Annotated in this window: 15 protein-coding genes and 1 pseudogene; 6 read left to right on the forward strand and 10 right to left on the reverse strand. The window is 70.0% G+C overall.

Translation table 11 applies throughout. The features are described from left to right. Nucleotides 1–38 precede the first annotated feature (38 nt). The 5 genes from AW270_RS34295 to AW270_RS34315 all read left to right on the forward strand — a co-directional run bounded on the left by AW270_RS34295 (nt 39) and on the right by AW270_RS34315 (nt 5,140). On the forward strand, nt 39–1,910 hold the full coding sequence (locus AW270_RS34295) for a serine/threonine-protein kinase (RefSeq protein WP_169807415.1): 1,872 nt from the start codon (nt 39–41) through the stop codon (nt 1,908–1,910). Continuing rightward, entirely contained in the window at nt 1,910–2,551 is a 642-nt protein-coding gene (locus AW270_RS34300) for an AzlC family ABC transporter permease (RefSeq protein WP_061300291.1), read from the forward strand. The genes AW270_RS34295 and AW270_RS34300 overlap by 1 nt, the downstream gene beginning before the upstream one ends. Continuing rightward, nucleotides 2,548–2,847, forward strand: coding sequence for an AzlD domain-containing protein (locus tag AW270_RS34305; RefSeq protein WP_061300292.1), 300 nt, complete (start codon nt 2,548–2,550; stop codon nt 2,845–2,847). Before AW270_RS34300 ends, AW270_RS34305 begins: the two co-directional genes overlap by 4 nt. A 77-nt stretch (nt 2,848–2,924) precedes the next feature. Next, a complete protein-coding gene (locus AW270_RS34310; RefSeq protein WP_275477795.1) occupies nt 2,925–4,253 on the forward strand; it encodes a serine/threonine-protein kinase in 1,329 nt (442 codons plus the stop codon). Nucleotides 4,254–4,291: 38 nt separating this feature from the next. Further along, nucleotides 4,292–5,140, forward strand: coding sequence for an oxidoreductase (locus AW270_RS34315; RefSeq protein WP_061300294.1), 849 nt, complete (start codon nt 4,292–4,294; stop codon nt 5,138–5,140). Here AW270_RS34315 and AW270_RS34320 read toward each other — a convergent pair. Genes AW270_RS34320 through AW270_RS34335 form a run of 4 tightly spaced genes read right to left on the reverse strand, consistent with a single transcriptional unit; the run spans nt 5,121 to nt 10,046 of the window. Further along, nucleotides 5,121–8,195, reverse strand: coding sequence for an NACHT domain-containing protein (locus AW270_RS34320; RefSeq protein WP_061300295.1), 3,075 nt, complete (start codon nt 8,193–8,195; stop codon nt 5,121–5,123). The genes AW270_RS34315 and AW270_RS34320 overlap by 20 nt on opposite strands. 9 nt (nt 8,196–8,204) lie before the next feature. Next, nucleotides 8,205–9,134, reverse strand: a complete 930-nt coding sequence (locus AW270_RS34325; protein ID WP_061300296.1) for an RluA family pseudouridine synthase — start codon at nt 9,132–9,134, stop codon at nt 8,205–8,207. Continuing rightward, nucleotides 9,127–9,678 carry a signal peptidase II gene (gene lspA, locus AW270_RS34330; protein WP_245675003.1) on the reverse strand — a complete coding sequence of 184 codons (552 nt, stop codon included), beginning with the start codon at nt 9,676–9,678 and terminating at the stop codon, nt 9,127–9,129. Before lspA ends, AW270_RS34325 begins: the two co-directional genes overlap by 8 nt. Next, nucleotides 9,651–10,046 (reverse strand): TraR/DksA family transcriptional regulator, encoded by a 396-nt coding sequence (locus AW270_RS34335; RefSeq protein ID WP_061300297.1) that lies wholly within the window; start codon nt 10,044–10,046, stop codon nt 9,651–9,653. The genes lspA and AW270_RS34335 overlap by 28 nt, the downstream gene beginning before the upstream one ends. A gap of 484 nt (nt 10,047–10,530) precedes the next feature. Here AW270_RS34335 and ileS point away from each other — a divergent pair, with 484 nt between their 5' ends. Further along, the gene (gene ileS / locus AW270_RS34340) at nt 10,531–13,662 is read left to right on the forward strand and encodes an isoleucine--tRNA ligase (RefSeq protein WP_061300298.1); all 3,132 of its coding nucleotides are present in this window, start codon (nt 10,531–10,533) and stop codon (nt 13,660–13,662) included. A gap of 744 nt (nt 13,663–14,406) precedes the next feature. Here ileS and AW270_RS34345 read toward each other — a convergent pair. The 6 genes and pseudogenes from AW270_RS34345 to AW270_RS39775 form a co-directional block, all read right to left on the reverse strand. After that, nucleotides 14,407–15,864 (reverse strand): ABC transporter permease, encoded by a 1,458-nt coding sequence (locus AW270_RS34345; protein WP_061300299.1) that lies wholly within the window; start codon nt 15,862–15,864, stop codon nt 14,407–14,409. A gap of 49 nt (nt 15,865–15,913) precedes the next feature. Further along, a complete protein-coding gene (locus tag AW270_RS34350; RefSeq protein WP_061300300.1) occupies nt 15,914–16,786 on the reverse strand; it encodes a DivIVA domain-containing protein in 873 nt (290 codons plus the stop codon). Nucleotides 16,787–16,835: 49 nt separating this feature from the next. Then, on the reverse strand, nt 16,836–17,123 hold the full coding sequence (locus tag AW270_RS34355; RefSeq protein ID WP_061300301.1) for a YggT family protein: 288 nt from the start codon (nt 17,121–17,123) through the stop codon (nt 16,836–16,838). Nucleotides 17,124–17,206: 83 nt separating this feature from the next. Beyond that, the gene (locus AW270_RS34360; RefSeq protein WP_061300302.1) at nt 17,207–17,704 is read right to left on the reverse strand and encodes a cell division protein SepF; all 498 of its coding nucleotides are present in this window, start codon (nt 17,702–17,704) and stop codon (nt 17,207–17,209) included. Nucleotides 17,705–17,814: 110 nt separating this feature from the next. Beyond that, a complete protein-coding gene (locus tag AW270_RS34365; RefSeq protein ID WP_061300303.1) occupies nt 17,815–18,528 on the reverse strand; it encodes a YggS family pyridoxal phosphate-dependent enzyme in 714 nt (237 codons plus the stop codon). A gap of 10 nt (nt 18,529–18,538) precedes the next feature. Continuing rightward, a pseudogene (locus tag AW270_RS39775) lies at nt 18,539–18,968 on the reverse strand (cell division protein FtsZ); the annotation flags it as partial.

The following is an 18,968-nucleotide window of genomic DNA, read 5'->3' on the forward strand; positions in this document are numbered from 1 at the left end:
GTTGTGGGACGATGCCCAACGGTTCGAAGGGGGATGATGTGGACGGGACGCGCCGGCTCGCGGGGAGGTACGAGCTCCAGGAGCGGATAGGCCGTGGCGGCATGGGCGTCGTCTGGCGCGCCCACGACGAGCTGCTCGACCGCGCCGTCGCCGTCAAGGAGGTCCTCTACACCGCCCTCAGCGACGACGACCGCGCCGAGTTCAACCGCCGCACCATCCGCGAGGCCCGCGCCGCCGGCCGCCTGTCCCACCCGAACGTGATCGTCGTCCACGACGTCATCGAGGAGGACGGACGGCCGTGGATCGTCATGCAGCTCGTCCGCTCCACGAGCCTGGGCGACGCGCTGCGCGAACACGGTCCCCTGGTGCCCGACAAGGTGGCGGCCATCGGCGCGCAGGTCCTCGACGCCCTGATGACGGCCCACGCGGCGGGCATCCTGCACCGCGACGTGAAGCCCGAGAACGTCCTGCTCAGCCCGGACAACCGGGTGGTCCTCACCGACTTCGGCATCGCGTCGATGACCGAGGACCCGTCGATGACCCTGACGGGCTCCATCACCGGCACCCCCGCCTTCCTGCCCCCCGAACGCCTGTCCGGCCACACCGCGACCCCCGAGTCGGACCTGTGGTCGCTGGGCGCGACCCTGTGGGCGGCGGTCGAGGGCCGCTCCCCCTACGACCGGGGCACCCCCATCGCGAGCATGGCGGCGGTCCTCCACGAGGAGATCCCGGTCGCCCACCGCGCGGGCCCGCTGGGACCGGTCCTCGAAGGCCTGATGTGCAAGGACCCGCTCCGGCGCATGCCCGCCGCAGAGGCCATGCGCCTGCTCGAACAGGCCGCCTCGGGCAAGTGGCACCCCCAGGGCAACCGCTCCTACGCCACCCACAACACGGGCCAGCCCCAGGGCCAGACCAGTGCCGGGCACAACCCTCCCAACGCGTTCCACCAGACCCCCGCCCAAACCGGCACCGGGCACAACCCTCACAACGCGTCCCAGAGCGGTGCCGGGCACAACCCCCACGCCGCGTTCCGCCAGGCCCCCGGCCAGACCGGTGCGGGGCACACGCCGCGCGACGCGTACGGCCATCCCGCCGCCCAGACCCATCCCGCCGACCACGCGGCGCATGGCAGCCGGGGTCAGGCCCCCGGCGGCTTCGGCCCTCCTCCGCCTCCCAGCGGTTACGGTCCGCCCGACTGGCAGCTGCCGCCCCAGCCCGCGCTCCCCGCACCGGAGCGGAACCGCGACAAGCTGCTGATCGCCACCCTGGCCACCCTGCTGGTCGCGCTGGTGGGGATCGGGGGCTATTTCGCGTACACGACCCTCACCGCCGGTGAGACCCCGGGCGTGATCACCGCGGACACCGAACCTCCGCCCGTCACCGAACCCGTCACCGAACCCGTCACCGAGACCCCCACCCCCGAGCCGACGCCGGAAGCCACCCCCCAGGCGATCCTGCCGCAGGGCTGGCGCGAGTACCGCGACGAGCAGCTCCGGTTCGCGGTGGCGCTGCCGCCCGGCTGGAAGCCCTACGACAGGGAAGGGCAGCGGGTCTTCTTCCGAGGTCCGGGCATGTCCGGATATCTCCAGATCGACCTCACCCCGTGGGAGCGCGACGACCCGGTCGCCGCGCTCGAAGTGGTCGAGCAGACCTCGACCTCGAAGGGCTACCTGCCCGGCTACCAGCGCATCGCGCTGAAGCGCACCCAGCTCGTCGTCGACGGCTTCGACGCCCCGGGCGCCGACTGGGAGTTCACGTTCACCACCTCCCAGGGCACCCAGCGCGTCTACGACCGCGCCTTCCGCATCGACAACCAGTGTTACGCCATCTACTGGCAGGTCCCCCAGTCGAGCTGGGCCGGCGCCGCGCCCTGGTTCCGGACCTTCGCCCGGACCTTCAAGCCGATCTGATGTCCGCCAGGAACGACGCGGTCCGCGCCGGTCTCGGCGTCGGGCTCGCGGTGGGGTTCTCCGGGCTGGCGTTCGGCGCGGCGGCGGTCACGGCCGGGCTGTCGGTGGCGCAGGCGTGCGCGCTGAGCCTGTTCGCGTTCACCGGCGCGTCCCAGTTCGCCCTCGCGGGAGCGGTCGCCGGTGGCGGGGCCCTCGTTCCCGCCGTCGCGGGCGCGCTGCTGCTCGGGGCCCGCAACGGCCTGTACGGCCTGCGCCTGGCCACCCTCCTCCCGTCCCGCCTGCGCGCGCTGACCGCCCACGGCATCATCGACGAGACCTCGGCGGTCGCCTTCGCCCACCCCGGCGAGGCCAAAACGGGCTTCTACACCACCTTCGCCAGCCTCTACGTCACCTGGAACCTGGCCACCCTCCTGGCCGCGCTCGGCGCGTCACAGGTGGCCGACCCGACCGTTTTCGGGCTGGACGCGGTCGGACCGGCAACCTTTCTGGCCCTGCTCTGGCCCCGCCTGAAGGAGTCGGCCGAAGACCGGAAGGTGGCCGTGGCCGGGGTGGTCATCGCGCTGGCCGCGACCCCGTTCCTCCCGGCCGGGATCCCCGTCCTGCTGGCGGCGGCCGGCGCGCTGGTGGTGCTGGTCAGATGAATCTCTGGTGGGCCGTCATCGCCACGTGCGTGGGCTGCTACCTGCTGAAATACGCCGGTCTTGCCGCCCCCAGGAAGATCCTCGACCGGCCGGCCGTGCAGCGGTTCGCCACGGTCGTGCCGGTGGCGCTGCTGGCCGCGCTGATCGCCGTGCAGTCGTTCGGCCAGGGCTTCGACGCCCCCAGGACGGCGGGCCTGGCCGCCGCCGTGATCGCCCTCCTGCTGCGCGCCCCGTTCCTCGTGGTTCTGGTCGTCGCGGCCCTAGTTACCGGACTGCTACGAATAACGGGCATGTGATTCGCCTGCTGGGGTAGCCGGGCGGCATGCCCGAGTCTCAGACATCCGACCGCACCGTCGCCGGCCGTTATCGACTGATGGAACCACTCGGCCGGGGTGGGATGGGCACCGTGTGGCGTGCCCTGGACGAAACCCTGGAACGCGAAGTCGCCGTGAAGGAGCTCAACGCGGACCTGTCAGGCGCCGAACGCGAGAACTTCACGATCCGCACCCTCCGGGAGGCCCGCGCCGCCGGCCGGCTCAGCCACCCGGCCGTGGCCGCCGTCTACGACGTGTTCGAGGAGAACGGCCACCCGTGGATCGTCATGCAGTACGTGCCGTCCACCACCCTGGGGGCGCTGATCCGCGACAACGGCCCGATGCGCCCCCACCGGGTGGCCACCATCGGCCTCCAGGTCCTGAGCGCGCTGCAGGCCGCCCACGCGGCGGGCGTCCTGCACCGGGACGTCAAGCCCGACAACGTGCTGATCACCCCCGACGGCCGGGCCGTCCTCACGGACTTCGGCATCGCCGCCATGGAGGACGACAGCCCCGTCACCCGCACCGGAGCCCTCGTCGGCACGCCCGCCTTCATCAGCCCCGAACGCGCCGCCGGCGGCCGGGCGGTCCGCGCCTCCGACCTGTGGTCGCTGGGCGTGACCCTCTTCCTCGCCGTTGAGGGCCGCTCCCCGTTCCACCGGGGCCACGCGATGGCCTCCCTGGCCGCCGTCATGTACGAACCCTTCGGCCAGCTCTACCGGGCCGGCCCGCTGACCCCCGTCCTGCACGGCCTGCTGGAGAAGGACCCGGCCGCCCGGATGACGGCCGTGGAGGCCGAACGCCACCTCCACAACATCGTCAACGGCATCACGTCCGAACCGACGGCCCCGTTCATCCCGGTCCCCCCGCCACCGGTCACCACCAGCCCGCTCGCCGCGGCGGCCAAACCCCGTAAGAGCTGGCCGTTCACCGCCGTCGTCTCGGCCGTCCTGGCCGTCGGCCTCAGCGCCGGGACCATCGCCTACGTCACCGCGGGCGACCACCCGGCCAACCCCGCCGACACGATCCCCGCCCAGGTCCCGGCGAAGAAGAAGGCGGCGACCACCACCCCGGAACCCTCGTCGGAGCCGAAGTCCGAGCAGGAGGAACCGGTGGTGCGGCAGACCGACCGCCGTGAGCCGGAGCAGCCGCAGCAGCCGAAGGAGAGGTCGCAGGCCCCCTCCCCAAAACCCCGTCCGTCCGGTCAGTCAAGCAAGGAGGCCAGCACCCCAAGCGAGAAGCCCGAGGAAGAGCCCACCCCCACGGAGGAGCCCAGCATGGAGGAGAACACCGGCGAGGAGGGCGAGGACCAGGGAAGAAACCAGGACCAGGAGGACCCGGCCCTGGAAAGCACCAGTCAGCTTGACGGCGGACTTCCTGACGAATAATTGCCCCTAACGCTCCCACCGCCGGGCACGTGACCGATATGGACGACATCACCGGAGGAATCCTCAAACTCACCGACGACCTCGCCCTGACGAGAATGGGCTACGGCGCCATGCGCCTGACCGGCCCGGGGATCTGGGGCCCGCCCCGCGACCCCGCCGAGGCCGTCCGGGTGCTCCGCACCGTCGTGGACCTCGGCCTCCTCCACATCGACACCAGCGACTACTACGGCCCTCACGTGGTGAACGACCTCATCCGCGAGGCCCTCCACCCCTACCCTTCGGGCCTGCGCATCGTGACCAAGGTCGGCGCCCGTCGCGGCGACGACAAATCGTGGTTCCCGGCGATGACCGAACCGGAACTGATCGAGGCCGTGTACGACAACCTCAAGCGCCTCGACACGGAACAGCTCGACGTGGTCAACCTCCGCATGCCCGACACGAGCGACCCGACGATCCCCTTCAGCGTCCTGACCGCCCTCCAGGACGAGGGCCTGATCGCCCACCTGGGCGTCAGCAACGTGACCGCCGACCAGCTCCTGATCTGCCGGGGCATCGCACCCGTGGTCTGCGTCCAGAACGAGTACAACCTGGTCAACCGCAGGGACGACGACCTCGTGGACGTGTGCGCGGAGAACAGGATCGCCTACGTCCCCTTCTTCCCGTTGGGCGGCTTCTCCCCGCTCCAGTCGGAGATCCTCGACGAGGTGGCGACCGAACTCGGCGCGACCCGCCAGCAGACCGCTTTGGCCTGGCTCCTCCACCGCTCGCCGACGATCTGCGTCATCCCGGGCACCTCGTCACTCGCCCATCTGAGGGAGAACGTCGAAGCCTCCGGAATCGCGCTGACCGACGAGCAGTACCGCCGCCTCACGGGTATCCCACACTGATCCGTTTTCTCGGGCCGCCGTCGTCATAGACCTGCGACTCGGGAAATTTCTTCTTCAGCGAATCGAGGTCAGCATATTTCGACACGTCGACGCTGAAATTGCGGAGGGCGGGAAGTTGGCCGAGAACGGCGACGTCTTCCAGACGGCCAGGCCCGGATATGACCAGGCTTTCCAGCGACCGCGCCCCGGCCAGTCGGCCGATGTCCTCGACCGCCGATGCGGACACCCTCAAGACTCGCAGAAGGGGGAACCGCTCGATTCCCCGCAGGCTGCGAATGCCCTCGACCTCCAGCCTCGTGAGCACCGGCGCCAAGAACGTCGCCAGGTCGAGATCGCGAAACCCGCCGAGGTGCAGAGCGGAGAGCCTCGGCAACTCCACCGGCCCTCCCAGTCGCACGGAGGGACCACGGGGATCGAGCCTGAGGTCGGTGATCGACGCGCCGCCCAGAGGCGTCAGATCGAGGTCGACCTCTGCGACCATCTCGAGAGACTCCAAGCCCGGCATGTCCCGGAAAACCGACAGCTGATCTCGCAGGATTCGCGCATCAATCTGCGGCGAGGCGCCGATTCTCGTGAACTTCGAGGCGATCAGTGGCGAGAAGTCGATCGATCGGCTGGAATATCCGTCGAGCCAGACAGCTTGGGGCCCGGAGAGTTCACGGACGAAGTCCAGGTCACCGATGGCCCCGAGGCCGATTCTCAGTGTGTGGAGGTTCTCCAGCTCGCCCAGTGCGGGAATCAGCTCCCGCCGATTCAACGTGAAACTACCCGCGTCGAGAGGCGTTCCACGGATGACGTTCCTGGCGTATTCGGCCGGGTTGAAATGGTCCCACGCCCTCAGCAATTCTTTCTGCACATCTTGAGAATAATGGTTCTTCAATTCGGCGATGATGCGGAGAGCCTGCTCGGTGCCGAACTCCGATGCCGCCCGGATCGTGGCGACCATCTGCCGGATCGTCGTGGGCGTCGCCTCGGCCAGCAGATCCAGCGCCCAGTCCCCCGCGTTGACGATCGCCCTCGCGGCGTTGATCGTCCGGGGAGGGATCACCGTCTCGGCCCGGCTCTGGATCTCTTTTCGCAGCGCGGGCGGCAGTTCCGGCGAAGTCTCCAGACAGGCCAGCGCGAGCAGACAGCGATCGTCGGCGAGTGGGTCGTTCTCGTCGGCGGGTCGTGTCCCCTGCCCGAGCAGACCCCAGAGAAGCTCCTCCCGCATGCGCGGAAAGGCATGGCCCGCCGCCATGACGACCGTCTCGCGCCACTGGTCCTCGTGGGCGTGGTCGACGAGGAACCCGATGTCGTTCTGGGAGACGGCTTCCAGGGCGGCCAGATACTCCTGGAAGGTCCGGTGCACGAAGTCGACCCGGCCGACCACCGGCTCCCGGAGCAGCCCGCTGCGTTCGAGAAGGTGCCGGTAGATCTCCTCGGCCGTCATGCCGCGCAGATCCGTCAGCGAGAGCATCTTCTGCCTGACCCGCTCGGTGACCTCCTCCGTCGGCGCGTCCGACTTGCCGTTCCGGGCCATCCAGTAGGCGATGTCCTGGAGAAAGAGCGTCTTGACCGTCTTGGACAGGACGGCGTCGACCACCAGCCCCTGATCGGTCCCGCGCCTCTCCAGCAGCATGTCGAGGGCGACGTCGTAGAGCTCCATCCGGTTTCCGGGCAGCCGTCCGTGCCGGTCGCGGTTGAGGGCGCACAGCAGCGCGCAGAGCAGCGGCGAGCTCGCGATCAGGCGCAGATGCCCGCGCCGGGAGATCCCTTCGGCCAGGGTCCCGCCGAGGGCCAGGACATCGTCTCTCTCCTCGGCGGAGACCATCCCCGCTGCCACCGCTTCATGCCAGTGCGCGACGCATTCGCGGATCACCGGCGGCGACATGGGCTGGAGCTCGTAGGACACGAAGCCCTCACCGGCGAGCCATGCGGAGTCGATGGCGCCCGGCCGGGAGGTGACGACGTACCGGGCCTGTGGGAAGGCCTGGATGAGCTCGCGGACCCACGCGTGCGCGTCGCGGCGGCGGGCCTCCGGTAGTTCGTCGACGCCGTCGATGAGCACGACCGCGCGGCCGGTCCGCAGGTGCCGCTGCACCCAGCCGCGCGGCATCTCGTCGGCGATGTGCCGCCCGACCTGGACGAGGAAGTCGGCGGGCGCCGGCAGCTCCTGATCGACGAACTGCCGCAGCGGGATGGAGAACGGCACGCAGTCCCGCAGGTCGGCCATGGCGGAAGGAAGATCGCGCAGGGCCGCCCGCACGGCGATCCAGCGCAGCAGCGTGGTCTTGCCCCCACCGGCCTCGCCCCTGATCAGCAGGCGGCGTTCCGCACCGATGATCTCCTCGGTGGATCGCTGGTCGCTCTCGCCCTCGCCGGCGAGCGCCAGATCCACGTAGGCCAGCCGGAGCGGGTAGCGACGACTCGCCTCGGTGAGCGTCGCGCCGAACAGTTCCATGTGGTCGAGGGTGAGTCCCACCTGCCGCCGGTAGTCGAGCTCGAAGTCGACCAGAGGCGCTTCGGGGAGCCGGGCGAGCACCTCTTCCAGGTGCTCGACGATCGCCGTGTCCCGGCGGAGCAACTCGGTCAGCACCCCAGGCTGGAACTCCGGCAGGGACCGGGCCGTCTGCACCAGGAACGCGCAGCACTCCCGCCTCAACCGCAGGTAGAACCCCGCAGCGGAGGTCGAGAGGTCACGCGACAGATCCGGCAGGTGCCGGTCGAGGTAGGCGGCGTCGAGGTCGGCCGCGAACAGGTCCTCGTCGGTGAAGGCGGCCCGTTCGAACGTCAGCCGTACAAGATCGAGAGCGGCCGACCACTCGTGTTCGGGAAGCGAGCCGATCTCGCCCCGCACGAACGGCTCGATCTTGGCCGCGACCGTCTCGGCCATGCGCTCCCCGAGCCGCCGGGTGGCCCGCTGCTGCGCGAACCCGCTCGCCCTGCGGCTCAGGGCGTCGATGCCGTCCTTGGCGATGTCGGCGGCCAGCGCCCGGTCGCCCAGCCACAGCTTGACCGCGCTCTGCACCACGGAGGTGCCCAGGGAGATCGCCGCGACCTCTAACCCGCTCATGCGGGCAAACTACGACTCCGCGGCGATCACATCGAGCGATTGGGCCAGATCCGCCGGATATTCCGCGTTGAAGGCGACCCATTCCCCCGTAGAGGGGTGCTCGAAAGCCAGCGACACGGCGTGCAGCCACTGCCGCCCCAGCCCGAGCCGCGCCGACAGGGTGGGGTCGGCGCCATATTGGAGGTCCCCCACGCAGGGATGACGCATCGTCGACATGTGGACCCGGATCTGGTGGGTCCGGCCGGTCTCCAGGCGGATGTCGAGAAGCGAGGCCGCCCGGAAGGCCTCAAGGGTGTCGTAGTGGGTCACCGACTCCTTGCCCCCGGCCACGACGGCCCACCGGCCGTCTCCGGACGGGTGCCGGTCGATGGGGGCGTCGATGGTGCCGCGCAGCGGGTCCATGTGGCCCTGGACCAGAGCGTGGTACCGCTTCTCCACGGTCCGCTCCTTGAACGCCCGCTTCAGCAGCGTGTAGGCCCGCTCGCTCTTGGCCACCACCATGCAGCCGGTCGTGTTGGCGTCGAGCCGGTGGACGATCCCCTGCCGCTCGGCGGCGCCGCTGGTGGAGACCCGGTGGCCGGTGCCCAGCAGGCCGCCGATGACGGTCGGCCCCGTCCATCCGACGGAGGGGTGGGCGGCCACGCCGATGGGCTTGTTGACCACGACGATGTCGTCGTCCTCGTACAGGATCGTCATCCCGGGGACCGGTTCGGCCACCGGCATGGGAGCCGACGCCGGCGGCGGGATCGTCACGTCGAGCCAGGCGCCGGCCGTGACCCGGTCGGACTTGCCGGCCGGCGACCCGTCGACGAGGACGTCCCCGCCGATGATCAGCTCGGCCGCGCGGGTGCGGGAGAAGCCGAAGAGACGAGCGAGAGCGGCGTCGAGCCGCTCTCCCTCCAGTCCGTCGGGCACGGGCAGGGAGCGCTGGTCAGGCATCCTTGACCGTCCCCTCGCGGGTGCCGTCGATCTGGTAGCCGCGCCACGCCAGGAAGACCGCGAGGACACCGCCGCACACGATCGCCGAGTCGGCCACGTTGAAGATCGGGAACCCCGTCGCCGGGAAGACCTGCACGAAGTCGACCACGTGACCCTGGAACGGCGCCGGTGACCGGAAGATCCGGTCGGTCAGGTTCCCCAGGGCCCCGCCGAGCAGCAGGCCGAGGTCGATCGCCCAGGGCAGGGAGCGGAGCTGCCGCGCCGTGCGGATGATCGCCCCGATCACCACGGCCGCGATGATCGTGAAGACGATCGTCATCCCGGTCCCGATGGAGAACGCCGCCCCCGGGTTCCGGATGACGTTGAAGACCAGCACGTCGGGGATCAGCACCGTCGGCAGCCGGTCTTCAAGGTGCTCGACCACCAGATACTTGGTGATCAGGTCGAAGATGTAGATGAGCACGGCCACGGCGGCGAGAAGCTTGATCCGCCGCGTCCGCGTCGCCTCATCCTGCGTCAGCGGCGTTCCTCCCGCTGCTTGCACGCCACGCAGAGCGTCGCCCTCGGGAACGCTTGCAGACGTTCCTTCCCGATCGGCCGTTGGCACGATTCGCACACCCCATAGGTTCCCGCGTCGATGCGGACGATCGCCCGCTCGTTCTGCGCGAGCAGGTCGCGCGCATTCAGGGTAAGGGCGATCTCACGTTCGCGCTCATAGGTCTTGGCGCCGGCGTCGGCCGGGTCGTCCCCGGCGCCTTCGGAGGAGTTGCCGAGCGCGAGGGACGCCTCGGCACGGGCGATGTCGACCTGCAGGTCCTCGATCTCGGTCAGCAACCGGTCGCGGACGGCGGCGAGTTCGTCGGCGGACCAGACGTCCTCGGTGACGGCGGGCTTGGCCGCTTGCGTGGCCATGGGGCCTCCCAAGTGCAGTGATGGTGCAAGTCCGGGCATCGTAGGTATGCGAAAACAGGATCGGCAATCGACGCGCCGACACTTTTACGCCATCCGTACCGGACGGCTTGCTCCTCCCCCTTTGCCGCATACCTCCGCGCCGAGATGTGGATTCAACACCACCGCCTCGCCGCGTGTTCCGCGCTCCCTACCCCGATATCGGGAAGCCAGCACCCTGCCGCTGCGTTATCTTTGGGAATTGCACGGCATTGATGGGGACGAGTACTCACGCCCCCCTCGCACGAGCGACCCGGGGACGGTGGAAGCCCGGGGCGAGGCGCGTAAGGAAGATCACCCCGGAGCCGCCGGAAGAACGGCATCACGCCCAGTAGAACCGGCACAAACACAGAGGGGGTTCCCCGGCGGGGAGCCAAGGAGGGTGGTACCGCGGGGCCGGAGACGGTCTCGTCCCTCCGCGCCATTGTCCGATGAGCGTGGAGGATCCGTGTCCAGCCACCAGTTCCGCCCCCTGCCCGCGCAGGTCGACCTGCCGCGCCTCGAACACGAGGTGCTGGCGCGCTGGCGCGACGGCAAAGTCTTCGAGCGGTCGCTCGAACAGAACGCCACGGGCCCGTCATGGGTCTTCTACGAGGGCCCCCCGACGGCCAACGGCATGCCCGGCGTCCACCACGTCGAGGCGCGCGTCTTCAAGGACGTCTTCCCCCGCTACAAGTCGATGAACGGCTACCACGTGCCGCGCAAGGCGGGCTGGGACTGCCACGGCCTGCCCGTCGAGGTGGCCGTCGAGAAGGAGCTGGGCCTGTCGGGCAAGCCCCAGATCGAGGCCTACGGCATCGCCGAGTTCAACGCCCGCTGCCGCGAGTCCGTCCTGCGGCACGTCGACGCGTTCGAGGAGATGACCGAGCGGATGGGCTACTGGGTCGACATGTCCCAGGCCTACCGCACGATGGACCCGGCCTACGTCGAGGCCGTCTGGTGGTCGCTCAAGGTCGTCTTCGACAAGGGCCTGCTGTTCCGCGACTTCCGGATCACCCCTTACTGCCCCCGCTGCGGCACCGGCCTGTCCGACCACGAACTGGGCCAGCCCGGCGGGTACGAGACCGTCTCCAGCCCGTCCGTGTACGTCCGCATGCCGGTCACCTCGGGCCGCTTCGAGGGCACGGACCTGCTGATCTGGACGACCACCCCGTGGACCCTCGTGTCGAACACCGCCGTGGCGGTGCACCCCGAGGTCACCTACGTGGTGGCCGAGAAGGAGGGCGAGAAGCCGGTCGTCGTGGCCGAGCCGCTCGTCGGCGCGGCGCTGGGCGAGGGCTGGTCGGTCCGTGAGTCGTTCCTCGGCACGGAGCTGGAGCACACCCCGTACCAGCGGCCCTTCGACCTGGTCGACATCCCCGGCGCCCACTTCGTCGTCCTCGGCGACTACGTCACCGTCGAAGACGGCTCGGGCCTGGTCCACCAGGCGCCCGCCTTCGGCGCCGACGACATGCAGGTCTGCAAGCGGTACGGCCTGCCCGTGGTCAACCCGATCGGCCCCGACGGCCGGTTCCTGCCCGACGTGCCGCAGGTCGGCGGCCAGTTCTTCAAGGACGCCGACGAGGGCCTCACCGAGGACCTGAGGGCACGCGGCCTGCTGTTCCGGGGCTCCCACTTCGAGCACAGCTACCCGCACTGCTGGCGCTGCCACACGCCGCTGCTCTACTACGCGCTCCCCTCCTGGTACATCCGGACCACCTCGGTGAAGGAGCGCCTGCTCGCCGAGAACGAGGGCACCAACTGGTTCCCCGACACGATCAAGAACGGCCGCTACGGCGAGTGGCTGCGCAACAACGTCGACTGGGCGCTGTCCCGGTCGCGCTACTGGGGCACGCCGCTGCCGCTGTGGATCTGCGACGAAGACCACGTGACCTGCGTTGGCTCGCTGAAGGAGCTGGGCGAGAAGGCCGGCCAGGACCTGTCGGCCCTGGACCCCCACCGCCCCTACGTCGACGACGTCACCTTCGCCTGCGACGACTGCGGCGGCGAGGCGCGCCGGGTGCCCGACGTCATCGACGTCTGGTACGACTCGGGCGCGATGCCCTTCGCGCAGTGGGGCGCCCCCCACGTCAACAAGGAGGTCTTCGAGGCCGCCTACCCGGGCCAGTTCATCTGCGAGGCCATCGACCAGACGCGCGGCTGGTTCTACTCGATGATGACCGTCGGGACCCTGGTCTTCGACCGGTCGTCCTACGAGAACGTGCTGTGCCTGGGCCTCATCCTGGCCGAGGACGGCCGCAAGATGAGCAAGCACCTGGGCAACGTGCTGCGCCCGATGCCGCTGATGGACCAGCACGGCGCCGACTCGCTGCGCTGGTACATGGCCACCAGCGGTTCCCCGTGGTCGCCCCGCAGGATCGGGCACGCGGCGCTGGAGGAGATCGTCCGGAAGGTCCTGCTGACCTACTGGAACACCGCGAGCTTCTTCACCCTGTACGCCAACGCGTCGTCGTGGACCCCGGGCGAGTCCCCGGCCGACCGCCCCCTGATCGACAGGTGGGCCCTGGCCGAGCTCAACCGGACGGTGGCCGAGGTGACCGCCGCGCTCGACGTCTTCGACACCGCGCGCGCCGGACGCCGCCTGACGGAGTTCCTCGACGACCTGTCCAACTGGTACGTCCGCCGCTCCCGCCGCCGCTTCTGGAAGGGCGAGGAGTCGGCCTTCGCGACCCTGTACGAATGCCTGGAGACCGTCACCCGCCTGATGGCCCCCCTGGTCCCCTTCACCACCGACTACGTCTGGGAGGCGCTCCGCACGCCCGACGCCCCGTCGTCGGTCCACCTGGCGACCTGGCCGAAGGTCGACGAGGCCCACGTGAACCCGGCGCTGTCGGAGCAGATGGCGCTGGTCCGCCGCCTGGTCGAGCTGGGCCGCTCGGCCCGCGCGTCGTCGTCGGTGAAGACCCGCCAGCCGCTGGGCCGCGCCCTGGTCGGCGCTCCCGGCTGGTCGGCGCTGTCGGGCGAGCTCCGCGACCTGATCGCCGACGAGCTCAACGTGCAGGCCCTGGAGGACATGTCGGGCTTCTCCGCCGACCTGGTCACCTTCACCGTGAAGCCCAACTTCCGGGCCCTCGGCAAGCGCTTCGGCTCGCAGACGAAGCTGGTCGCCGCGGCCGTCGCGGCGGCCGACCCGGCGACCCTGGCCCGCGCGGTCAGGGAGGGCGGCTCGGCCACCCTCGCGGCGGGCGAGCTCGGCGAGGTCACCGTCGGCGGCGACGACCTCATCATCACCGAACAGCCCAAGTCGGGCTGGGCGGTGGAGACGGGCGCCGTCGACACCGGCACGGGCGAGACCATCGCCCTCGACCTGGCCATGACCGACGAACTCCGCCGGGCGGGCCTGGTCCGCGAGGTCATCCGCCTCGTCCAGGACGCCCGCAAGTCGACCGGCCTGTCCATCACCGACCGCATCGACCTGTGGTGGTCGGCCGACGGCGACCTCGCCACCGCCCTGCGCGAGGGCGGCCCCCTGGTCGCCGAGGAGGTCCTGGCCACGTCCTTCAGCGAGGGCTCCGCCGACGGCGCCCCCACCCACGAGGACACCGACCTGGGCCTGAGGTTCCAGCTCCGCAAGGCCTGACCGCAGAACGAAGCCCGGCACCCACCTTCTCGGCAGAGGAGTCCGTGGGGCGCTACAAGGGTCAGAAGAAGGCCCGGCCGAACTGATCGGCCGGGCCTCTTCCATGTCCACTCCACAGAACAATTCCACCGAGATGGTGTAAGCCGGAATCAGCCGGGCAGACGTCTCTGCGGGGTATCACATGGGACAGAAGAAGGCCCGGCCGACCACATCGGCCGGGCCTCTTCGATGCTCCCCCCGACCCAGCCGAACATTTCCGCCGTGACGGTGTAAGCCGGAATCAGCCGGGCAGATGCGTCTGCGGGGCGCTACATGGGTTAGAAGAAGGCCCGGCCGAGGTGATCGGCCGGGCCTCTTCCATGTCCACCCCCAGAACAATTCCCCCGTGATGGTGTAAGCCGGAATCAGCCGGGCAGACGGGTCTGCGGGGCGCTACATGGGTTAGAAGAAGGCCCAGTCGAGGTGATCGACTGGGCCTCTTCCATGTCCACTCCGCAGAACAATTCCACCGTGATGGTGTAAGCCGGAATCAGCCGGGCAGACGTCTCTGCGGGGTATCACATGGGACAGAAGAAGGCCCGGCCGACCACATCGGCCGGGCCTCTTCGATGTGATCCCCGCCGGATCATTTCCCTCGGCACGGTGTAACCCGGCAATCCCCGGGCAGACGTGTCTGCGGGGCGTTGCATGGGATGAAAGAAGGCCCGGTGGAGTTGATCCACCGGGCCTCTTCCGTGAGCAGGCTCAGGATTTGTCGCAGACCGTGCAGGGCGTCAGGCCCGCCTCTTCGGCGGCCGGCAGGGACATGGTCTCGATGCCGTCGTCCTCACCCTTGATCAGGGGGCAGTCGGGCGCGTGGTAGCGCCGGGTGCCCTCCATGACCTTCACCATGGGCGGCGGCAGCTTGCGCTCGACGGTGTCGCCGTCGCGGTCTTCGCCGTCTTCTTCCTCCACGGCCTCAGGGGCCTCCGGAGCGTCCTCGGCCTCGGCGAGGGTGTCGTCAGCCGGGGCGGACGGGCGGGAGAAGGCGTTCCAGGAGGACGAGGCCTCGGGAATCGCGATGGAGGGCTTGCCGCTCCTGGGCGGCGACGCCACCTCGTCAGCGGGCTCGTCGACCTCGGGCTCGGGAGCCTCAGCGGCCTTGGGAGCCTCGGGCTCCGGAGAGTCGACCTTCGGAGAGGCCTTCGCGGCTTCCGGCTCGGCAGGCTTCTGTGGCTCAGCAGGCTCGCGGTGCTCGGCGCGCTTCTGCGGCTCAGCAGGCTCGCGCGGCTCAGTGCGCTTCTGCGGCTCGGTCGACTTCACCGGCTCGGCGGGCTTCTGCGGCTCGGCGGGAGCGGCGGCGAAGGAGGGCACCGCGCTCTTGGGCTCGGGTTCGACCTTGGCGTAGGGATTGACCCGGGTGACGGGCTCGGCCTTGGTCTCGGCGGGACGCACCGGCTCGGGCCAGCCGCCCGGCGACGCGGGCCGCCTCGGGGCCACCGGCTCGGGCCACCCGGTCGAGCCGGAGTCGGCGCGGAAGACGGCCGTGGTGTCGGAGGACTCCAGCGACGGCGCGGCCGGAGGGGCCACAGGGGGAACGACGGTCGGGGGGACGACAGGAGGGGTGGAGGCGGCCGGAGGCACCGGTCCGGCGCGCCCGGGGGTGTCGGCCGGCTCCACCCTCGCTTCCTGGACCGTGGTGGCCCAGGTGTCGTCTGTGGCTGCGTCGACGACGCAGGTCGTGCAGGGCGAGAAGCCCTCTTCCCTGGCCTCCTCGACCGTCAGTTCCTCGGTCTCGCGGCCGACGAGCTGGCGGCAGCCGGAGCGGTGGAACCTCTTACGGCCAGGGATGACCAGGACGATCGAGTCGGGCCCCAGCCCGGGGACGGGCATCGGGGCGGACACGGTCGGGTTGGGCGGATAGGCAGGGGAAGCCGGCGGCGTGGGAGGCACGACCGTCGGCGCACCGTAGACCGGCATTCCGGCGTGGGCCATCTGCGGCATCAGCTGCGGGGCGACGGCGGCGTGATGGGCCTCGACAGCGGCCCGGCCTCCGGCGGGGAACAGCTCGTGACGCCTCAGCAGCGCCCCGATCAGCAGACAGACCGCGCTCAGCACGCTGATCACGATCGACCACATCACGAGGAATGCCATCCCGAGCACGACACCGGCGATCAGGAGCACGATCGCCGCGAGAACAAGGGCGGCACTGACAAGGATCACGGGGGGCGGCCTTCCGAACTACCTGTACGCGGTGCGAGAAGCGTTAACCCTACCGGCGGTCGCCGTGAGAGCCGTCGGGGGCGGGGAAGCCTCCGGTGTGCTGCTCGGTGGCGAACGGGTTGGGGACGGCCTGGATCTGCGGGCCCGGAGCGACGGCGTGAGCCATCTGCGGCTGGCCCTGCTGACCCTGCTGCATGGCGGGGTTTCCGACGATCGGGAACCCGCCGCTGCCCTCGGCCTGGACGTTGAGCTCGGCGAGCTGGTTCTCCAGGTAGAGCTTCAGGCGGCTGCGGTATTCACGCTCGAAGCTGCGCAGCTCGTCGACCTTGCGCTCGAGCTCGTCGCGGGTCTGCACCAGCGAGCCCATCGCCTGGCGGTGCCGCTCCTGAGCGTCACGCTCCAAAGTCTCGGCGCGCGCACGCGCGTCACCGATGACCTGCTCGGCCTGGCGGCGGGCCTTGCCGAGAACCTCGTCGGCCTCGCGGCGGGCGCGGGTGACGGTCTCGTCGGCCTCCCGGCGGGCGTCGGCGATCGCCTGGTCAGCGGTCTGCTGGGCCAGGGCGAGCACGCGGGCCGCGGTGTCCATGTTGTCTTCGGCGGGCGGGAGCCCCATGCCGACGGGGACCGGCTCGGGGCGCTGGGGCTCCGGCTGGCGCATCGGCTCGGGGGCGATCATGTCAGGCTTGGGCTCGGCGACGGGGGCGGGGGCCATCTGCATGCCGCCCATGGCCATGCCGCCGGGAACCTTGCCCCGGAGACACTCGGCCAGCTTGGCGCGCAGCTCCTCGTTCTCCTGGATGAGGCGGTCGAGCTCTGCCTCGACCTCGTCGAGGAAGGCGTCCACCTCTTCTTCGTCGTAGCCCGGTCGCAACCGGGTGGTACTGAACTGCTTGTTCCGCACGTCGGCGGGCGTCAGCGGCATTTGGGTCTCCTTGGCGCGCTTGGAGTCTGTCCGGAGGGACGGTACCCGATCAACGAAGCGCGGACACGACTTGGATCAAGACCAAGACCACAATGAACAGCACTGTGAAGCTTAGGTCAAAGGCCACCGTACCCAACCTGAGGGGAGGAATGAAACGGCGGAGAAACTTGAGAGGTGGGTCGGTGGCGGTGTATGTGGCCTCCGCCAGGACCAGCACCGGACCCCTTGGCCTCCAGGCCCGGGCGAACGCCTGGACCGTCTCGAAGATCATCCGTCCGATCAACAGGACCAGGTAGAGGGCCAGGACAGCGACCAAGATCTCACTAACGATCCCCACGGTCGAGCCTCGCCTCCGTCCAGGTCCGCTTCCTCCGGGCGTTCAGGCCGCCGGGGAGCCGCTCACTGTTCATACACGGAACTCTAGCTCTGGTTGAAGAAACCGCGTTCCGCGATCCGTGCCTTGTCCTCAGCCGTCACCTCGACGTTGGCCGGGGACAACAGGAACACCTTGTTGGTAACACGTTCAATGCTGCCGTGCAGGCCAAAAATCAGACCTGCCGCAAAATCGACGAGTCGCTTCGCGTCACTGTCAACCATTTCGGTCAGATTCATGATGACCGGGGTGCCTTCACGGAAGTGCTCCCCGATCGTGCGCGCCTCGTTGTAGGTACGAGGATGGAGCGTGGTAATTCGCGCCAGATCGGTCGTACGCCGCTCGATCACGGCCGCCGAGGGTCGCGGCGCCGGAACGGGCGACTCGTCGCCTCCATCACGGCCCTGGGTGCCCTGCGGGTTGAAGTCGCCAGGGATGTCGTAGTCGTCGCCGAACTCGTCGGCGTACTCGCGGTATCGGTCGTAACGGTCGTCGTCCTCCACGAGACCGAGGTAGACCGCCATCTTGCGCATCGCGCCGGCCATCGCTCCGTCGTCCTCCGTCTACCGTGCCCATGGCTGAAGGTCCGTGTCGGCCGTCCGCGTCTTTCGCGCTGGCGAACCGCTGATCGTACCTACTTGTTACTCGGGGGACATTACCTGACGAAGGGCTTCCGGCGGCCGAGCAACGCCGTACCGACTCGCAGGTGTGTCGCGCCGTTCGCTATCGCTTGGGGCAGATCGCCGCTCATGCCCGCCGAAATGATGTTCGCCTGGTGATGATCCTTTTGTACGGCTTGCGCCACCCCGTACAACCGGGCGAAAGCCGGAGCCGGGTCCTCCCCCAGCGGCGCCACTCCCATGACGCCCCGCAGCGACAGCCCCGGAAGGGCGGCCAGCGCGTCGGCGAGCGGAAGGACGTCGGCGGGAAGGGCGCCGCCGCGGCCCGCCCGGCCGTCGAGCGACACCTGGATGAGGCAGCCGATCTCCCGCCCGGCGCGGACGGCCTCGCGGGACAGCGCCTCGGCGAGGCGGAGCCGGTCGACACCGTGGATCATGTCGGCGTAGGCGGCCACGGACCGGGCCTTGTTGGTCTGCAGCTGGCCGATGAAGTGCCAGGTCAGCGCCAGATCGGCGCATTCGGCGGCCTTGACGGCGGCCTCCTGGTCGCGGTTCTCCCCCATGTCGGCGACGCCGAGCCCGGCCAGCAGGCGGACGTCGGAGGCGGGGTAGGTCTTGGTGACCGCGATGAGCGTGATCTCGGAGCGGGACCGGCCTGCGGCGGCGCACGCGTCGGTGATGCGGCGTTCGACCTCGGCCAGCCCCGCCGCGATCTCCTCACCCCGGGGGGAGGGTGCGGCGTGGGTCATGGATGAGCGGTTACTTCAGGAAGTCGGGCACGTCGAGTTCGTCTTCCTGCTCCTCGAAGACGACCGGGCGGCGCGGCACCGGCTGGGTGACCTTCGACGTGATCGGGGTCGGCGGCTCGGTCGGGCGCGGGATCGCGAACGGGCCGGTGCCCGACGCGCTCTGCTGCTCGGGCCGGGACTCGGCCGACTCGCGGCCGAAGTGGCCGGTCGACACGTTGGCGTCACGGTCGGACTGGACCGGCGCGGGCGCCGGGGACGACTGCGCGGGCTGCTGGGCCGGGGCGGCCGGCGGCGAGGCCGGGGCGGCGGCGACCGGGCGGATCGGCTGGGCCGGCTGGGCGGGAGCCGGGCGCGGGGCCGGGGCCTCGACGCGCTGCTCGGGCTTCGGCTTGGGAGACGGCGCGACGAACGACGACAGCGCCGGGCGCTCCCGCGTCGGC

It is taken from the genome of Herbidospora cretacea (genome assembly GCF_001570605.1).
Taxonomy (GTDB): Bacteria; Actinomycetota; Actinomycetes; order Streptosporangiales; family Streptosporangiaceae; genus Herbidospora; species Herbidospora cretacea.

Coding starts and splice junctions, on each gene's coding strand:
- AW270_RS34300 (WP_061300291.1), top strand. CDS start 1,910: ATGTCCGCCAGGAACGACGCGGTCCGCGCCGGTCTCGGCGTCGGGCTC.
- AW270_RS34305 (WP_061300292.1), top strand. CDS start 2,548: ATGAATCTCTGGTGGGCCGTCATCGCCACGTGCGTGGGCTGCTACCTG.
- AW270_RS34310 (WP_275477795.1), top strand. CDS start 2,925: ATGGAACCACTCGGCCGGGGTGGGATGGGCACCGTGTGGCGTGCCCTG.
- AW270_RS34315 (WP_061300294.1), top strand. CDS start 4,292: ATGGACGACATCACCGGAGGAATCCTCAAACTCACCGACGACCTCGCC.
- AW270_RS34320 (WP_061300295.1), bottom strand. CDS start 8,195: ATGAGCGGGTTAGAGGTCGCGGCGATCTCCCTGGGCACCTCCGTGGTG.
- AW270_RS34325 (WP_061300296.1), bottom strand. CDS start 9,134: ATGCCTGACCAGCGCTCCCTGCCCGTGCCCGACGGACTGGAGGGAGAG.
- AW270_RS34335 (WP_061300297.1), bottom strand. CDS start 10,046: ATGGCCACGCAAGCGGCCAAGCCCGCCGTCACCGAGGACGTCTGGTCC.
- AW270_RS34350 (WP_061300300.1), bottom strand. CDS start 16,786: ATGCCGCTGACGCCCGCCGACGTGCGGAACAAGCAGTTCAGTACCACC.
- AW270_RS34360 (WP_061300302.1), bottom strand. CDS start 17,704: ATGGCCGGCGCGATGCGCAAGATGGCGGTCTACCTCGGTCTCGTGGAG.
- AW270_RS34365 (WP_061300303.1), bottom strand. CDS start 18,528: ATGACCCACGCCGCACCCTCCCCCCGGGGTGAGGAGATCGCGGCGGGG.